This is a genomic window from Maridesulfovibrio salexigens DSM 2638 (assembly GCF_000023445.1).
GTDB classification, from domain to species: Bacteria; Desulfobacterota; Desulfovibrionia; order Desulfovibrionales; family Desulfovibrionaceae; genus Maridesulfovibrio; species Maridesulfovibrio salexigens.
Window position 1 is genome coordinate 4,191,985 of the sequence record NC_012881.1, and the last position, 14,243, is coordinate 4,206,227.

The 14,243-nt window shown below is 45.4% G+C and carries 15 protein-coding genes and 2 tRNA genes; 10 read left to right on the top strand and 7 right to left on the bottom strand.

What is annotated here, in order from left to right; all coding sequences use genetic code 11:
* Positions 1 to 9: 9 nt before the first annotated feature.
* The gene (locus tag DESAL_RS19070) at positions 10 to 1,482 is read right to left on the bottom strand and encodes an aminotransferase-like domain-containing protein (protein WP_015853606.1); all 1,473 of its coding nucleotides are present in this window, start codon (positions 1,480 to 1,482) and stop codon (positions 10 to 12) included.
* A gap of 250 nt (positions 1,483 to 1,732) precedes the next feature.
* Between DESAL_RS19070 and DESAL_RS19075 the strand changes: the two genes are divergently transcribed.
* The 5 genes from DESAL_RS19075 to DESAL_RS19095 all read left to right on the top strand — a co-directional run bounded on the left by DESAL_RS19075 (position 1,733) and on the right by DESAL_RS19095 (position 5,034).
* Positions 1,733 to 2,323, top strand: coding sequence for a LysE family translocator (locus DESAL_RS19075; RefSeq protein ID WP_015853607.1), 591 nt, complete (start codon positions 1,733 to 1,735; stop codon positions 2,321 to 2,323).
* 103 nt (positions 2,324 to 2,426) lie between these two features.
* Complete coding sequence (locus tag DESAL_RS19080; RefSeq protein ID WP_015853608.1) at positions 2,427 to 3,305, top strand: NAD(P)-dependent oxidoreductase; 879 nt, start codon at positions 2,427 to 2,429, stop codon at positions 3,303 to 3,305.
* 131 nt (positions 3,306 to 3,436) lie between these two features.
* Positions 3,437 to 4,450 (top strand): hypothetical protein, encoded by a 1,014-nt coding sequence (locus DESAL_RS19085; RefSeq protein WP_015853609.1) that lies wholly within the window; start codon positions 3,437 to 3,439, stop codon positions 4,448 to 4,450.
* A gap of 2 nt (positions 4,451 to 4,452) precedes the next feature.
* Positions 4,453 to 4,881, top strand: coding sequence for a type II toxin-antitoxin system death-on-curing family toxin (locus DESAL_RS19090; protein WP_015853610.1), 429 nt, complete (start codon positions 4,453 to 4,455; stop codon positions 4,879 to 4,881).
* A 77-nt stretch (positions 4,882 to 4,958) separates the two neighbouring features.
* Positions 4,959 to 5,034: transfer RNA gene (locus tag DESAL_RS19095), tRNA-Phe, on the top strand.
* A gap of 73 nt (positions 5,035 to 5,107) precedes the next feature.
* On the opposite strand, the gene DESAL_RS19100 is transcribed toward DESAL_RS19095, so the two are convergent.
* The gene (locus DESAL_RS19100) at positions 5,108 to 5,587 is read right to left on the bottom strand and encodes an S-ribosylhomocysteine lyase (RefSeq protein WP_015853611.1); all 480 of its coding nucleotides are present in this window, start codon (positions 5,585 to 5,587) and stop codon (positions 5,108 to 5,110) included.
* Positions 5,588 to 5,711: 124 nt separating this feature from the next.
* The gene (locus DESAL_RS19105) at positions 5,712 to 6,407 is read right to left on the bottom strand and encodes a 5'-methylthioadenosine/adenosylhomocysteine nucleosidase (protein ID WP_015853612.1); all 696 of its coding nucleotides are present in this window, start codon (positions 6,405 to 6,407) and stop codon (positions 5,712 to 5,714) included.
* Between the two features lie 147 nt (positions 6,408 to 6,554).
* Here DESAL_RS19105 and DESAL_RS19110 point away from each other — a divergent pair, with 147 nt between their 5' ends.
* Positions 6,555 to 7,502 carry a LysR family transcriptional regulator gene (locus DESAL_RS19110; RefSeq protein ID WP_015853613.1) on the top strand — a complete coding sequence of 316 codons (948 nt, stop codon included), beginning with the start codon at positions 6,555 to 6,557 and terminating at the stop codon, positions 7,500 to 7,502.
* An 83-nt stretch (positions 7,503 to 7,585) separates the two neighbouring features.
* Here the strand turns inward: DESAL_RS19110 and DESAL_RS19115 are convergent.
* The 3 genes from DESAL_RS19115 to DESAL_RS19125 all read right to left on the bottom strand — a co-directional run bounded on the left by DESAL_RS19115 (position 7,586) and on the right by DESAL_RS19125 (position 9,915).
* Positions 7,586 to 7,661, bottom strand: a tRNA-Phe gene (locus DESAL_RS19115).
* A gap of 68 nt (positions 7,662 to 7,729) precedes the next feature.
* Entirely contained in the window at positions 7,730 to 9,496 is a 1,767-nt protein-coding gene (locus tag DESAL_RS19120; protein ID WP_015853614.1) for an aldehyde ferredoxin oxidoreductase N-terminal domain-containing protein, read from the bottom strand.
* Positions 9,496 to 9,915, bottom strand: a complete 420-nt coding sequence (locus DESAL_RS19125) for a 4Fe-4S binding protein (RefSeq protein WP_015853615.1) — start codon at positions 9,913 to 9,915, stop codon at positions 9,496 to 9,498. Before DESAL_RS19125 ends, DESAL_RS19120 begins: the two co-directional genes overlap by 1 nt.
* Before the next feature lie 385 nt (positions 9,916 to 10,300).
* On the opposite strand from DESAL_RS19125, the gene DESAL_RS19130 reads away from it, so the two are divergent.
* Positions 10,301 to 10,570: a hypothetical protein gene (locus DESAL_RS19130; RefSeq protein ID WP_015853616.1), complete on the top strand. Its 270-nt coding sequence runs from the start codon at positions 10,301 to 10,303 to the stop codon at positions 10,568 to 10,570.
* Positions 10,571 to 10,737: 167 nt separating this feature from the next.
* Positions 10,738 to 11,007 (top strand): hypothetical protein, encoded by a 270-nt coding sequence (locus DESAL_RS19135; RefSeq protein ID WP_015853617.1) that lies wholly within the window; start codon positions 10,738 to 10,740, stop codon positions 11,005 to 11,007.
* A gap of 66 nt (positions 11,008 to 11,073) precedes the next feature.
* Here DESAL_RS19135 and DESAL_RS19140 read toward each other — a convergent pair whose 3' ends face one another.
* Entirely contained in the window at positions 11,074 to 11,997 is a 924-nt protein-coding gene (locus DESAL_RS19140; protein ID WP_015853618.1) for an ACP S-malonyltransferase, read from the bottom strand.
* A 258-nt stretch (positions 11,998 to 12,255) separates the two neighbouring features.
* Between DESAL_RS19140 and DESAL_RS19145 the strand changes: the two genes are divergently transcribed.
* Together DESAL_RS19145 and DESAL_RS19150 are read left to right on the top strand one after the other, a co-directional pair.
* Positions 12,256 to 13,371, top strand: coding sequence for an FIST signal transduction protein (locus DESAL_RS19145; RefSeq protein ID WP_015853619.1), 1,116 nt, complete (start codon positions 12,256 to 12,258; stop codon positions 13,369 to 13,371).
* The gene (locus DESAL_RS19150; RefSeq protein ID WP_015853620.1) at positions 13,368 to 14,243 is read left to right on the top strand and encodes a PAS domain-containing protein; all 876 of its coding nucleotides are present in this window, start codon (positions 13,368 to 13,370) and stop codon (positions 14,241 to 14,243) included. Before DESAL_RS19145 ends, DESAL_RS19150 begins: the two co-directional genes overlap by 4 nt.

Here is a 14,243-nt window from a genome sequence, read left to right on the forward strand (position 1 = left end):
AGAAATGAGTTAGCTAACATCATACCCAATTTGTTTTATGGATTTGATCACTTCCTCGTGGGGAATCTGTTTCCCTTTAGCCAGTTCATCCAATCCTTCTTGGATAGCCTCTTTGAAAGAATCCCTGCCATCCAGAATCACCTTCAAAATCCCAAGCCCCTTCCTTAACTGCTCAATATCCTTGGGCCCACTCAAAGAGAGCCTGATATTGGCCGGGACGGGCCCGCCGCCCACAGCAAATTTTTCAGCTCCAAAGATATTCAATCCCGCTTCGCGGGCGCGTTGCTCAACCATATAGCCTTTCCATGGTTCGGGTAGAGAGAGCCACAGGAAGAACCCAGAAGGATTCACTCCAAGCCCCATGCCATCCAGCAGATCCTCGACCGCTTCAAAACGGCGACGCGCTGCCTGACGCTTGAGCTTAACAGTAATATCCGCTGTCCCATCGGTAATCCACTGACAAAGGAGTTCTACGTTAAGGGGAGGAGTCATCCATACGGTATTAAGTATAGCGTGAGCCAACTGTTTAAAACGTTCACCCTGCGCAACCATAAATGCAACCCGCAAACCAACGGCAATTGATTTAGAAACACCGGCAATGAACACGCTCCGTTCCGGGGCAAATGATGTTATCGGAGGCAGGTCACTTTCCACCGTCAGGGCATAGGCATCATCTTCAATAATGGTCAGATCATGGTTGCAGGCGATCATGGCTATCTGCTCCCGCCGCTCAAGGGGCATGCAGGCCGAAGTTGGATTCTGAACTCCGGGCATAAGCGAAACACCATTGATTTTTTCCCGGCGGCAAATTCTGTCCAGCTGTTCAGGAATCATGCCCTGATCATCCATCGGCACAGGAACCAGCCTGATACCGAGCATATTGGCAAGGGTTTTCATGCCCGGATAAATAAGAGGATCTGTAGCTATACGATCCCCTGACCGGAAAAGACTGCTCAAGCAACAATTCAGCGCATGCTGGGCACCAGAACAAACCAACACATTCCCGGCCGTAGTTTCCAAATGATAACGCTTTGCCCAATCAGCACCGACCTCACGGTGCTCCGGCAATCCCTGCGGATCGGTATAGCGCAGAAAGGCATTCAGATTGCGACGGCGGGTCAGCCGCTTCATACCATCTTGAATATCCGGGTCCAGATCATAGAAGGTATTAACCATACCCAATTCGATCATTCCCGGAGCGTGCGGCTCAAAGGTCACCATTGATGATGACGTGATCGCATCGGAGGCAATGAAGGTCCCCCGCCCCACAGTACCGCAGACGAGCCCTCTTTTTTCAGCCTCGGCATAACCACGGGTCACCGTGCTCACGTTCATCTTCAGATCATCAGCAAGATCACGATGAGTAGGAAGCTTATCTCCGGGACTGAGTTTTCCGGAATAAACATCCCGTTCAATGGCATCAGCCAAACGCTTAAATTTCGGGCGCGAACTTTTTTCGAGTGCAGGTAACCATTTTGTCATGCAGACAATGTTTCATTTGACTGCATACAATGTCAAGCATATGAATACAATTAAGCAGCAACAAGCACACAATCATCCCAAGCTGCTTACAAACCACGTCCAGTGGTCCCCTTGTAGGGCGTTGTCCGGACAACGCCCAACCATCTCAAAATTAACCCCAGTTAACCATACGAAGACGCGAAGCGTAATAAAAGGTTTTGGGATTCTTAAACCCTTTTGCAAAAAAGTTTAAGCCGCCGGAGGCAAAAAAATGCAAGAAAATTTCTGGGCTTTCCTAATATTTGTCATTGTCATGACCGGTACACCGGGACCGGGCAACATCGCATCCATGGCCCTTGGCCAAGCCGTAGGTTTCAAACGTTCAATTCCATTTCTATCGGGCGTGATCATCGGCGGCATGACTATGGATATACTGGCTGCGATAGGTCTGGCAGAACTTTTTCTGGCTTACCCGCAGGTATCCGCTGTTCTCAAGGTCGGAGGTCTTGTCTATATCCTATACCTCGCTTGGAAGGTACTGAACATGCAGGCTAATTCTTCCAATGAACCTAAAGCATTTAAATTTGTTGAAGGGCTGGCCCTGCACCCACTTAACCCGAAACACTACGCAATGACAGTCGCGGCCTTTGCCCAATTTGCCGATCCAAGCGCAAACCGCTTCACTGAAATCCTCATATTTGTAGGCACCTTTACCTGTGGAGCCGCTTTCTTTCACTCCTTGTGGTGCTTTGCAGGTGAATCTTTCATCAAAATGCTGCGCTCTCCCCTCGTGCGTCATACGGTTAATATTTCCATGGTCGTACTCATGGTTGGAGCCACGGCCTATGCACTTTACCAATAACAACTAAGACAAAAGCCATATTTACGGACTGTTCTTCCCTGTGGTAATTACGTCCAATACTCAAATTTACTGTAACCAACTTCATTAATGAGGATTAAATATTATGAGCATGAAAATCGGATGGATCGGAACAGGTGTCATGGGCGGTTCCATGTGCATGCACCTGATGAAAGCAGGCAATGAGGCATTTGTATACAACCGCACCAAGTCCAAAGCTGACAAGCTGCTGGCCGAAGGAGCAACATGGTGCGCTTCCCCGGCGGAAGTTGCGAAAAAAGCCGACATTATCTTTACCATCGTAGGCTACCCCACTGACGTGGAACAGACCATTCTTGGTGAGAACGGCGTACTTGCCAACGCAGATTCCGGAAAGATCATTGTAGATATGACCACTTCCGAACCTGCACTGGCTAAACGCATTGCCGAAGAAGCGACCGCTAAAGGCGTAGGTTCACTTGATGCCCCGGTTTCCGGCGGCGACCTTGGCGCACGCAATGCAACTCTGGCGATCATGGTCGGCGGGGAAAAGAAAATTTTTGATGAGGTGATGCCCCTGTTTGATGTAATGGGCAACAACATTCAGCTTATGGGTAAAGCAGGCGCCGGTCAGCACACCAAGATGTGCAACCAGATTCTCATCGCCGGAACCATGATCGGAACAGTGGAATCACTACTCTATGCATACAAAGCGGGCATGGATCTCAACGAAGTAATTGATGTGATCGGCTCCGGTGCAGCCGGGTCATGGTCCATCAACAACCTTGGCCGCCGCATTGCGGATGATGATTTCAACCCCGGATTCTTTATCAAGCACTTTGTAAAAGACATGGGTATAGCCCTTGATGAAGCCAAACGCATGAACCTTTCCCTGCCCGGACTGGCGCTGGTTAACCAGTTCTACATCTCAGCCATGGCACTGGGTTATGAGGAGCTAGGAACTCAGGCTTTGTATAAGGTTCTGGAAAAGATGAATGGAAAGTAGTCAAAACAAATAATCAGCAAAAGGGCTTCTGAGCAAATACGTTCGGAAGCCCTTTCTGCTTTTGTAGACTTACGGAATATTAATCTTTATATTTAAAGCAACTTATTCACGACCAACAATCAGAGAAAACAATGGCTGAAAAAATATCACTCACACAATCCAGCATAGATAGACAAAACATACTTAACAATCCATTCGCCATTGAAAAACTGCAAGAAACTATAGGTCTCGTCGGCTTTCAATGGAAAGGCAAACCAGTCTTTCTCAAGCAGCAAGTTGCTATTTTTCTGGAAGTGGATGTCCGAACTATCGAAAGATATCTTTCCACCCATGGTGAAGAACTTGAAAAGAATGGGTACACACTCCTAAGAGGAAAAGACCTCAAAGATTTCAAAGAATTATCTAAACAGACCGACATCAATGTCGGTCACAAAGCTCAACGCATTGGAATATTTAACTTTAAATCAGTACTTAACTTGGCAATGCTCCTGAGCGAGAGCGAAAAAGCAAAAGAAATCAGAAGTAGAATATTAAGCATTGTCATTGACACGATAGCCCATAAATCAGGTGGACGAACCAAATATATCAACCAAAGAGATGAAGACTATCTCCCAGCAGCATTTCAAGAAGAAAACTATCGTAAAGAATTCACTGCTGCAGTAAATAGGTATATCGATGCCCCCAATTGGAAATATGGAAAATATACAAACCTAGTGTACGAAAGTATCTTCAAAGAAAATGCTACGGAATATAAAAAAATACTGAACCTAGCTGCCAAAGAAAGGGTACGATCCACCATGTATGCCGAAGTGCTTGACCTTGTAGCAAGCTTTGAAGCAGGACTGGCCGAGGAACTGGAAAATAAGGCCAGAGTTTTAGGACGCCAATTATCAATTCAGGAAGCCAACACAATATTTAGTGACTTTGCAAAACAACGTGCTTTTAAACCACTGATTACTAAAGCGCGATCTAAAATGGCTAGCAGAGACCTCTGCTTTAGAGATGCATTACACTCAAAGCTTGAAGCCTACATTCAGAGCGTCCCTGAAAGTGATTTTGAACGTTTCTTAGGAGAAAAGAGTAAAGACCTTAAAGAGCGTATTGATGAAAACATCGCTGTGTTCAAAAGACTCAAGGATAAGTAGACATGAAGGTCTTCTACATTGACTTAGCCCATGCTGTTGAAGTTCACGACTATATAATCTCCGAATCTGGAGGAACTCATGGGGTTCTCAATTCCGGCAGCCTAGAGAGTGTCCTTGAACTCATTAAAAATGACTCATATTATCCAGATTTTTTGGATAAAATTGCTCATCTCTGTTTTGCAATCAACAAGAACCACGCTTTTAACGATGGCAATAAAAGAACATCCATCGCATTAGGAGCCTTTTTTCTCTCTTTAAATGGCTATGACTACTGTGTTTCTTCATTTATTCGAGAAATGGAGAACTATGCTGTCTGGATAGCTGAGAATAAAATACACAAAGAATTACTACGCAATGTGATCGAAGACATTACTATGGGCGAATTCAGAGAAGAGACTCATATAGCTGTTATGAACGCATTATCGAAATAGAATTGCCAACATTTGTTTTAATTCACAAATAATTGTTGACTTCGTTTTACGATCTGCGTAGAAACGATTTCTCCGGCGCCGAGGTAGCTCAGTCGGTAGAGCAGGGGACTGAAAATCCCCGTGTCGGCAGTTCAATTCTGTCCCTCGGCACCACCTGCCTAGAATAGCCGTTACAACTAAGTTGTAACGGCTTTTTCGTTTTTAAAGCACTTTCTAAACAATCTGACTACTCAGGATAATTAAGATTATCTAAACCAATCCCATCCAGCACTTCCGCGTAATATTTCGCGGCTTCAGTTTTTGCTAAAGACAAATCCATCAAAGTATAATTTCCGCATTCCACAGCAGAAGCACCGGGAACATCGCCTTCAAAATCAGCAGCGAACTTGAACAGTTCCCGAATCAAACTCACAACATCCTTTGAATCATATTTACCATTAAGCAGCAGATAGAATCCGGTCAGACAACCCATCGGGCCGAAGTAGATAATCTTATCACCATACTCAGAGTGGTTACGCAGGAAAGTAGCCCCGATATGCTCAAGGGTGTGTGCTGCCGCAGAATCAAGGGCGGCTTCGTTGTTGGGCTCTTTAACGCGCAGATCAAAAGTGGTGACATTTTCAGCACCGATCTGATCACGGCGGGAGACATAAATCCCGCGCTTCAACTTAGTATGATCTATCTTAAAACTTTCTATTTTATTCATGTACGATCTCTCAAACAAAGCAGCGAAGCTTATTAAAAGTTTTTGAAGAGTCCAGAGAAACTTTTTTCAAAAAGTTTCTCTGGCCGCCGGAGGCAAAATCTATTCACCAAAAGCGCGAAGCGCATCACAACTCTTTCAGCATAGATAAAACCATGCGCACTGAATTGGCTGCGGCTTTTTCCATGCTCTGTTCGTAAATTGCACTGCTTCCGTCTTCGTGCACTTTATCTGATATGGAACGAATCAAAATGAAGGGAACATTAAAGAGAAAGCCTGTCTGAGCAATGGCAGCCCCTTCCATTTCCACAGCCATTACATCTGGAAACTTCTGCTCGATCTGTGAGATTTGCTGCGGAGTATGAATAAATGAATCCCCAGACAAAACAGGCCCCTGATGAACGCTTATAGAATCCTCATTGATCCAAGCTTTTTTCGCTAAACCAAGCAAAAGTTTGTCGGCCTGATACGCTGCGGGCATCTGCGGAATCTGGCCCATTTCGTAATCAAAAGCTGTAGCATCGGCATCGTAATGACGCACTTCAGATGAGACCACGATGTCACCAATGTTGATATTACCGGGAAATGCCCCGGCCACCCCGGTATTGATCAGATAGTCGGGCTTAAATTTATCAAGCAGCAGAGTGGCACCTACTGCCGCGTTAACCTTGCCGATTCCACACAGAAACAAAGCCACTTCCACTCCGTTAATCCTTCCGGTGTGGTAGGTGAACTGTCCGAAATTTTCCGTTTTCGGCTCATCCAATTTATTAACCAGCAATACAAGCTCTTCTTCCATTGCCGCGATAATTCCTATTTTCAAAACAATTTTCCTCTTATCTGTTCCGGCATTCCGCTTCTGTTTAGGAACGCCGTGTTCTTGCTTGAAAGATATACGCAGGGCATGTAATTAGTAAAATTAATAGTTCTACTTTTTTTCATTAATTTAACTTACAGACAGGCAAAAACCATGCTTCCCGACCTGAACAGGCTGAAAGTCTTCTTCCATATCTTCAATGAACAAAGCAGCACCGCAGCAGCCAAAAAACTGCACATCACCCAATCAGGGGTCAGCCAACACCTGAAAAAGCTGGAAGAGGAACTGCAAACCGAGCTGTTCACCCGAGTAAATCGCAGACTCGTACCCACCGCAGCAGGAAAAAAATTGTATGAAATAGTGCAGGACTTCATGGAAGATCTTGAACAGGGAGTCCGACATATAAACGATGGATTGGAAATGCCATCCGGACCATTGCGCATAGGCGCGCCCAGCGAATTCGGGAAGATTTACCTGCCGCCCATCTTCGGTTCATTCAGACGTAAATATCCGTCAGTAACGATGCAATTGGAACTGGATGAACCAAGAGTGCTGTTTGAAAAAGTCGCGTCAGGAGAGCTGGATTTCGCATATATCGACATCCTGCCTTTCTTTATGGACACCCCGGGCGGAACATCGGCCTACTCCATCAAACCTGTGGTGAAGGAAGAATTTGTGCTGGCCTGCTCCGAAGAATACTACCGGGCAAAGGTGAACGGAACAGATTACGAACAGCTCAAGCAATTGGATTTCATCGGATATAAAAAGGACATTGCGCTTTTTCGCAGCTGGTTCAAATTGCACTTTGAGCGCGAACCGCAAAACCTGAACCTTGTTTTCATTGCCGACAGCTCTGAGGCTATTGTCTCAGCCATTAAAGCCGGACTTGGAGTGGGAATTACCGTCAGCCATTTAATGAACAGGGAAATCAATACTGGGAAAATTATCGCCATCCGACCGGACGCAGAGAAACTGCAAAATACCATTGCCTGCGTTCAATTCAAAAACAAGCAGCCCAGCATCACCGAAACTGCATTTCAAGAACATTTCCGGCTGGAACTTAGTAAAAATTATGCGAAGTTGGAATTGATTGAAATTTAGGCAATTTTTAGCGCGAAGCTGTAGCCAGACACAAAACGAAAAAGCCCTCATGATTTCTCATGAGGGCTATTCTATGCACTTAGTGGTGCCGAGGGACAGAATTGAACTGCCGACACGGGGATTTTCAGTCCCCTGCTCTACCGACTGAGCTACCTCGGCGCCGCTGAGGAGAGATTACTAACCAAACAGCACACGCTTGGCAAGCACTTTTTTAATTTTTCCTCAATTTATTTCAAATTTAGCTTCTCAAGAGCCTCATCTGAGACCAATTCACGAATCCTACGACCATACTCATTCTTGAGTTTTTCCATATATTCCGGGTCGGTTTTACCTTTCCAGGTTTTAATTTGATTGTAGCGCTTAGGAATACTGATCTCATCAGGATTATATCCGGTGGCAAAACGTATTTTCCAACGCATAGCCCGGACTCTTTCTCCGATAAGCTCCATATTTTCAGCTATTTCATCATAGCCGACAGACCTCAAGCACTCGGCAAGAACTTCATCCTTGTAGACACCACGCCCGAAGAGGCAGGAAACCATAGAAGTCAGGAACGCCCGTCCGGTTTCATCGCTGATCAGGAAATCGCAGACTTCATCTGCATCCTTGCGGTCATTCTTCTGATCCCATGAGTAACCGCCGGAATCGAGATGGGAATGACGGAAACCAAGCCCTTCAGCCACGTAAAAAGCCTCCCCGGTAGCATATCCGGCCATCTCCTGACCAAGTACGCAGGCGAAATCCTCGCCGCCATATTTCGCGGCTGCCACCAGAGAACCTTTACCCAATGCAGCATAAAACTCGTTTTCCGCATTGCTGAGATATTGCACGGCCTTTTTGTAACCTTCAGCATCACCGAAAGCGAGGGGAACGATTGTTTCGGTCTCGCTGACCAATCCCTTTTCAAAAGCTTCAGTTGCCCAGGCAAGAGCAACACCGCCGGACATTACATCCAAACCGCCCTTTTCCACTTCATCCATTATGCCCAGCACCTGAAAGGCGTCAGTCACCCCAAGCATGGACCCGGTAGCAAAAATGGGCTCGTAATCGTAAGCCACCTGACGATAGAGATATTGGTTATCCTCCATGAACTTTTCACGCACAAACCCGATATGGATACAACCCACCGGACATCCGGCACAGGCCGCATTGCGCAGCAGGGTATCATCAGCAAACTTCTTTCCGGTAATTCCGGTTATCTTTTCATCCTTGGTGGCCTGCAGGTTACGCCAAGGCAAAGATTCCAATTCATTCAGCGCATCGAGATTAGCCGCAGTACCGAGGTTATGATACTTGCTCATCATATCAGTGGCGGTCATCTTCTCGTAAACCTGCCCGTATATTTTGGAATATTCCTTATTTTCCGGCAGCGCAAAAGAACCGTCACCCTGAATCACGATCCCCTTGAGATTCTTAGCCCCCATGACTGCGCCGGACCCCAACCGCCCGAAATGACGGTAGGTGTCAGCATTGATGCAAGCCATTGCTGAGAGCTTCTCACCGGCAGGACCGATGCGCAGGATAGACCTATGACCGGACCCCGGAAACATTGACCGCAGGATTTTACCCGTACTGAAAACGTCTTTCCCGGCTAAAAACTGGACATCCTTAACTTCCAGATGCCTCATACCAAGAGAAAGGCATGATAAGCGCGGAGCACGTCCTTTGATAACCAAAGCATCAAAATCCGCAAAACGGATAGCCAGAGCAGAACGCCCACCTGCATGACTCTCGGCGAACTGATCGTGGTATGGAGACTTGAAGGAACAGACAGTCTTGCTCATAAGCGGGAATAATCCGGTCAAAGGACCGATGGAAAAAATAAGCGGCTGATCAGGATCATCCCAAGGACGGTCCACATGCCCGTATTTATCAAACAGCAAAGCTCCAAGCCCGCTGCCCCCGGCAAATTCGTTTCGCCCGTCAACTTTAACAACATTACCTTTTCCGCTTCCCAGATCGACCACAAGGACCCTGAAGTAATCGCGTATCATTATGAGTCCCTCCTCTCGTCTGATTCAACCATTTCCAGACATTCATGCGGGCAGAATTCAACACACCTGCCGCAATGGATGCATACATATGGACGGTCTTTCAAATCAAGATAAATGGCGTCCACAGGACAGGCTTCCGCGCATTTACCACAACGAATACAAAGATCTTTTTTATGAATGACCCCACCGCCCTTCTTGCGCCCCCTCATGGCACCGGTAGGACAAACTTCGGCACAAGGAGCCGGAGAACAAGCCATACAAACCTTGGCTACAAAACCGGTGGATAGGCCCCCGGATGAAGCAATCCTGATTCCGGCAGTGTTCCATGAGAGCAGCTTGTGGACCAACCGCGCACACGCAAAAGAGCAGGAATGGCAGCCAATGCACCGCTCCATACGTGAAGCTGTCAAAGTTTTCATATTTACCCCGTAAGTTGATTATTCATGCAAAGCATAAACATATATTTCTGTACTTATGGCACCGAACTGAATTTTATCACAATGAATTAGTTTTACAAACCAAAGCATTTTTTATTCGGCCATCAGCGAACCTTACCATCAAAGATGGTAAACAGTAAAAATGATATCATCTAAATAATACCATAATTACCTTTTTAATCTGTAAACACATTAAAAAAACCACATTTAACATGTCAAAATTAGCCTAATAGCTAAACATCAACAGTTATTAACTATAAATTTATATAAAAAATTTGACCGGCAACTTAAATAATATATTATTTAAGAGTAGTGATGAACGGTGTGGAATGTGGGCCCTTCACGCCAAAAGCAAATGGAGGGAAGCATGGCGATGACAGGAGCGCAAATCCGGAAAAAAGTCATGGACCTTTATCCGGAAATTGAAAAATTCAACCTTAACGTTTCGGCGGAGTACAATGCGGACAAGGAAGCCTGGATCGTAACCCTTGAAAATGGATCCAGTTCCATGTTCACACACATGGACTCAACCCATGCGAGCAGTTGCATCGATAAACACAATTGTATCTATTTCAGCAACCAGATGATGGGATTTATAGATAACTACTGCACGGAAAGTGGAGCATGCACGATTTAACAGAGACAGCGCACAATTCGGGGGATTGACCATTTAAGGCCAATCCCCCCTTTTTTTGCTCAACTCCATTTATTGACAGTCGCAATTTACAATTTATATTTTAAATATGATCAATAGAACAAATCGATAAAACATATCCTCTCACTCAAATAAACGGAGGGGGAACTATGAGACTTAACGACTCACAAATCCGGCAGATGGTCATGGACCTTTACCCGGAAATAGAAAGATTCAATATCGGCATGTCCACCGAGTTCAACGAAGAACAGGACGCATGGATCATTACCCTTGAAGACGGTTCAAACTCCTTGTCCACCCACATGGACTCCTCATATGTGAGCAGTTGTTTCAACGAACACAATTGCGTTTACTTCACCAACCAGATGATGAATGTAATCGACAATTACTGCTCGGAAAGCGGAACCTGCTCAGTTTAGACCCCAAAAAAAGGACCAGCCCTTACGGACTGGTCCTTTTGCTTTCTTAATTACGAAACTCTTCGATTATTTTAAGGCTTCAGCCTGCTCCAAATTACCGATACCCTTTCCTTCGTATTCCTTGCCCTTGAGATTAGCCACCAACAGCTTGGTCAGCACACCCTTGGGACCGAGTTCGAGAAAGTTACGCGCTCCGGCAGCGTACTGGTTGGATACAATTTCGATCCAGCGAACAGATGAAGTCATCTGGGAACACATGATCTTCTTGATCGCATCGGGATTTGATTCAGTTTCGGCAGTTGCGTTGAAGTAAACAGGAAATGCAGGTGCATTCCAATCCAACTTGCCAAGGTAGGCTGCAAATTCATCTGCCGCATCCTGAATGAGAGGACTGTGGAAAGCGCCGCTGACCGGCAGAGGAATAGCGCGGCCTTTCTTTTCCTTGATCACGGTTCCGGCAGCATCAATTGCAGCCTTCTCACCGCTGATCACATACTGAGCCGGAGAGTTGTAATTTGCTACACGCAATTCCTTTCCGGTTTCGGATGCACCGAATTCAACAGCTTCTTCAACAGCAGCCTGATCCAGTTTGAGCACTGCGGCCATGCCGTGGTCTTCGTTGGAAACCTGAGACATAAGCTTACCGCGCAGACAGACAGCCTTAATGGTGTCTTCTACGGAAAGAATGCCGGAAGCGCCAAGGGATGCAAACTCACCAAGGCTGTGTCCTGCTGTTGCCGCAGGCTTGAGGCTTTCCTTAAGATAAGACCAGATGGACAGGTTTACCACAGTCAGACCGGGCTGCAATGCATCAGTCTTAGCCATATCAGAAGCATCGCCTTCCCAATAAATTTCACGCAGGGGCAGGCCGGATTCAGCCTCAGCGAATTTCCACATATCCATTGCAGTGGACCATTTTTCAGCAAGATCACGACCCATTCCGGGTTCCTGAGAACCCTGACCGGGAAAAAGTATAGACAAATCAGACATTTTATTTTCTCCTTAAACTACTGCCGGGAAAACGCCGGCCTTTTTATATGATGAAACCTTGTTATATTTTGTTGCTGCACACTCTCTCGCTGGAAACGTGCTTATAGAAAGCAGATTTAAGGACGTTGTTCAAGCTCAATCATTATAAATTCATCAGCGTATCTAACAAGTGAGTTTTTACCTGCACGCCATTCTTTCACCCCATTCTTTTTTTTGGTAACTAAGAAGAAAGCTATAAATATATTGTGGAGATCACGAATGCATATTGAATTGGAACAAACAGGCAGTGTGCAATCCCTTGCAACGATACTGAAAAATACAGCAGCACGGGATGAAGTGAATGGAATAATCGTTTTTGCCTGCGATAAAAACGGATTTAAACCCGAAAATGTAGACCAGATATTTAAAGAATGTCCTGTTCCGCTTATGGGAGGCATATTTCCGGGCATAATCCATCAAAAAGAAAGATTGGAAACTGGTACCATTGTGATCAGCCTTTCCAAGAAGCCAGAGATATCCATAATCAAAGGAATGAGCGATCCTGATACTGATTTCATGGATCCCTTGAATCATATATTTGCAAACGACAACATTCCGGAAACCATCTTTATTCTAACAGATGGTTTTGCCAGCCGGATTTCGTCATTTATTAATGCAATGTTCACCCACATCGGTATTGAACGCAACATCATCGGGGGAGGCACCGGATCACTGAGCCTTAAAAGACAACCCATCATCAGCAATCAGGGATTACTGGAAGATGCAGCCATAATCGGCTTACTGGACACTCAAAGCACAGTGAATATCAGCCACGGCTGGAATCCCATCAAAGGACCTTTCAAAGTAACGGAAGCAGACCGTAACATCATCAAAACAATCAACTGGATGCCTGCGTTCAGCATCTACAGAGAAGTCATCCGCGAGCATTCCGGAAAATATATTACTCCAGAGAACTTCTCCCACATTGCCATGTCCTATCCATTCGGAATTTCGAGCATGTGCAGTGATCCAATTGTCCGTGACCCGGTGATGGTCGATGAAGCAGGGGCTTTGACCTGTGTAGGTGAGATAATGGAAGGATCCTTTGTAGACATCCTCCACGGCAATACGGAATCCCTGATTAAAGCATCAAGCCAGATCTCCACCTGCAAACCCGGATTCAGCTTAGGTGATAACTCAGTGGGCCTTGTTGTAGACTGTATTTCAAGGGCTCTATTTCTCAAAGACAAGTTCGAGCATGAACTGAAAGCCCTGCATCTCCCGGATATACCTCTGCTTGGTTTTCTGTCTTTCGGGGAAATAGCCACTCAGGAAAAACAATCATTGGAATTTCATAACAAGACAACTGCTTTGGCCATATTGGAGGAATTGTGAGCATCAGGATCCAAGAACAACTTCTTTATGAAATAGCCATGTCAGTTGGTAAAAGCATGGACCTTGAAACAATGCTTTCAACTGCAATTTCAACATACCTGCGGCGCCTATGCTGTATGAGTGCGAGGATTATACTGCAAGACAAGGATTCACTTTCCTTCGACAAAGCATTTTCCATTCCCATGAAAGAAAAGCAGCGATCTGCATTTGATGATTTCAGCGCAAAAATTTCAAGCTGTGAAACAGAAGATCAACTAAGTAATCTTAGGGAAAGCCTTCCCCTGCACACTTCTTTTGAAGGGGACCACTACTATCTTATGAATCTGCCTGAAGCTGGATTCCTAATGATCGGGAAAGGTCTTTATCCCCTTCCGCACTCGATGCTTAAATCATTGCAAAAAATCAACATCAGGTTGGCTGAATCAATAATTTCCTGCCAGACGCACCGGAACAATGAAATATTAAATGAAAAGCTCCAAAACCAGATCAGGGAAAGGGAAAAGGCCGAACAGGCTATATTGGAAGAAAGGCAAAAATACAGGGTAATATTTGATAACTCACCGCTTGGCGTTATCTACTTCGACCACGAAGGAGTTATCAGGGACTGTAATCCCAAATTTATGGAGCTTATGGGATCAACAAAAAAAGAATTAATAGGCTTTAGTACCGCAAAAAAAGGTACTCCTGAAATGAGAGAGGTAATGGATAAAGCATTGAATGGTGAGTCTGCCATCTATGAAGGCAATTACATCTCCGTAACGGGAAATAAGAAAATGTATATCAGAGCGGTCTTTAACCCTGTTTCACCGGGCAAAACAACAACTGAAGTTATTGCGACAGTGGAGCAGCTTGGGGAATTCCGGGAAGAATAA

Bases quoted from the DNA above. Each gene is read 5' to 3' on its own strand.
- DESAL_RS19070 (WP_015853606.1), bottom strand. From the start codon at position 1,482: ATGACAAAATGGTTACCTGCACTCGAAAAAAGTTCGCGCCCGAAATTT.
- DESAL_RS19075 (WP_015853607.1), top strand. From the start codon at position 1,733: ATGCAAGAAAATTTCTGGGCTTTCCTAATATTTGTCATTGTCATGACC.
- DESAL_RS19080 (WP_015853608.1), top strand. From the start codon at position 2,427: ATGAGCATGAAAATCGGATGGATCGGAACAGGTGTCATGGGCGGTTCC.
- DESAL_RS19085 (WP_015853609.1), top strand. From the start codon at position 3,437: ATGGCTGAAAAAATATCACTCACACAATCCAGCATAGATAGACAAAAC.
- DESAL_RS19090 (WP_015853610.1), top strand. From the start codon at position 4,453: ATGAAGGTCTTCTACATTGACTTAGCCCATGCTGTTGAAGTTCACGAC.
- DESAL_RS19100 (WP_015853611.1), bottom strand. From the start codon at position 5,587: ATGAATAAAATAGAAAGTTTTAAGATAGATCATACTAAGTTGAAGCGC.
- DESAL_RS19110 (WP_015853613.1), top strand. From the start codon at position 6,555: ATGCTTCCCGACCTGAACAGGCTGAAAGTCTTCTTCCATATCTTCAAT.
- DESAL_RS19120 (WP_015853614.1), bottom strand. From the start codon at position 9,496: ATGATACGCGATTACTTCAGGGTCCTTGTGGTCGATCTGGGAAGCGGA.
- DESAL_RS19125 (WP_015853615.1), bottom strand. From the start codon at position 9,915: ATGAAAACTTTGACAGCTTCACGTATGGAGCGGTGCATTGGCTGCCAT.
- DESAL_RS19130 (WP_015853616.1), top strand. From the start codon at position 10,301: ATGGCGATGACAGGAGCGCAAATCCGGAAAAAAGTCATGGACCTTTAT.
- DESAL_RS19135 (WP_015853617.1), top strand. From the start codon at position 10,738: ATGAGACTTAACGACTCACAAATCCGGCAGATGGTCATGGACCTTTAC.
- DESAL_RS19140 (WP_015853618.1), bottom strand. From the start codon at position 11,997: ATGTCTGATTTGTCTATACTTTTTCCCGGTCAGGGTTCTCAGGAACCC.
- DESAL_RS19145 (WP_015853619.1), top strand. From the start codon at position 12,256: ATGCATATTGAATTGGAACAAACAGGCAGTGTGCAATCCCTTGCAACG.